General features: G+C 37.5%; 1 protein-coding gene. It reads right to left on the reverse strand.

Annotation, left to right across the window (positions count from 1 at the left end; all coding sequences use genetic code 11):
- Positions 1-53: 53 nt before the first annotated feature.
- A partial coding sequence (locus BHU33_RS04830) for a helicase-related protein (protein ID WP_180993650.1) occupies positions 54-1,702 on the reverse strand: 1,649 nt, incomplete at its 5' end.

A 1,702-nucleotide genomic window follows, 5' to 3' on the forward strand; every position in this document is an offset into this window, starting at 1 on the left:
ATTTAAGTCCTCGTTTTATTGCTTTGAGAAAAATTACCCAATTGTTGGGCAATTTAACGCAACTGATATTGTCGGATACCACCATGTCCCCACAGTGTTCGAGCGTAATGCATATCATTTCTAAAACAATCTGTGATTGCATAGCCATGATCTAACTTTCGGGCAGCCCGACCAATCTCTTGAACATATTCTGGCAAACCGCCCGTGGGTGCTAAGTGATACACAGCTTGAATGTCATCGATATCGATACCCATTCCAAATGCCGTTGTCGCAATCATAACCGTTACTTTACCACTCTTAAAATTGGCATAACTCTTATTTTTCTCATCAGGTGACATACTTCCATAATAGCAAGCCACCTTATTATTAACCGTTTCATCAAAATCGTGTAAACCCGTCATTAAAATATCGCATTGACTCCGATAAGGACAATACATAATTTTCTTAATACCCTCATGAACAAATTGATTTATCCGGTTAAGAACTTTAGCTATTTTCTCATCCTTACTATTGTTAACTGACTTTTTCATTCGATGAATCTGAAATTCGATTTGATCTCTGCGAACCTTGCCAATATACATATGATTATTTTCATCAACTCGCAGATGCAAATCATCGATCAAAGTCCCAATCTCATCATTGTGACCACCCAAAACAGCAGTTGCCGTCAATGCAAGTACCGGAAAATCACGACGCTTTGCCTTACTATAATAGCCACCGTTTCGAAGCCGACTAATAAAATCGCCAAGAAACCAATAGTCGACACGAAAATCTCTTCCCCATGAGGTAACCAAATGAGCTTCATCCACAACAAACAGGCCAATTCGTCGATCACCAATTAAATTTTCAATTTTTGAATTCAATAACAACTCTGGAGCTAGATAAAGAATTGAATACTTACCATTTTTGATTTCTTGTAACCGCCGATTCCGTTCTTCTAATGAAATTTGTGAATTAATATATGTCGCAAATTCAACTCCTCGCTTTGTTAGGCCATCAGCCTGATCTTTCATTAATGCCTGAATTGGTGTGACAACAATCGTAATTTCTTGATATTCTTTATGTAAAACAAATCCAGGCACTTGAAAGAATAACGATTTCCCAGACCCTGTAGGAGCAGTCACAACAAGATCATAATAAGGTGTCCCTTCGCTTCGAGCTGATTTCACCTGTGTCAAAACATCATCAATAATGACACTTTGAGATATTTCTCGAGTTACCATCGAAGCATACGGATCATCATAAAATTTGCCAGATCGGTATGCTGCATCCTTACCACCGGATTCTTTTAAATATTTTAAATGATCAGAAACTGGAAGCGCCGATTTTTCAAAGCTTCTTCCCGAATTAGCCATTGTAAAATGAAGGCTTTGTTTATTAAAGAAACTGTTCAGTAATGAAAGGTAATTATCATCTATGGTCTGTCGTGAACCTGGACTAATAACATACTTTGTGTTCTTTATCTTTCCAAGATAGCATTCAGCTACAATATCATTTAATGAATACAATGAAATATTTTTAACCGTGCCCGCTGATTCATCATCGAAACTTGCCCTTATTGGTGCGTCATAAAAATCAAGATCTGGGATTTCCATCCCTAATGCACCATCTTTGTGTTTCAATACATATTGAACGAGAGTTGTCTCTGCATTTTGTCGAAAGTCCGAATACAGTATCTTTTTATCCGAATCGCCAACCTTGT

It is taken from the genome of Fructilactobacillus lindneri DSM 20690 = JCM 11027 (genome assembly GCF_002907375.1).
GTDB classification, from domain to species: domain Bacteria; phylum Bacillota; class Bacilli; order Lactobacillales; family Lactobacillaceae; genus Fructilactobacillus; species Fructilactobacillus lindneri.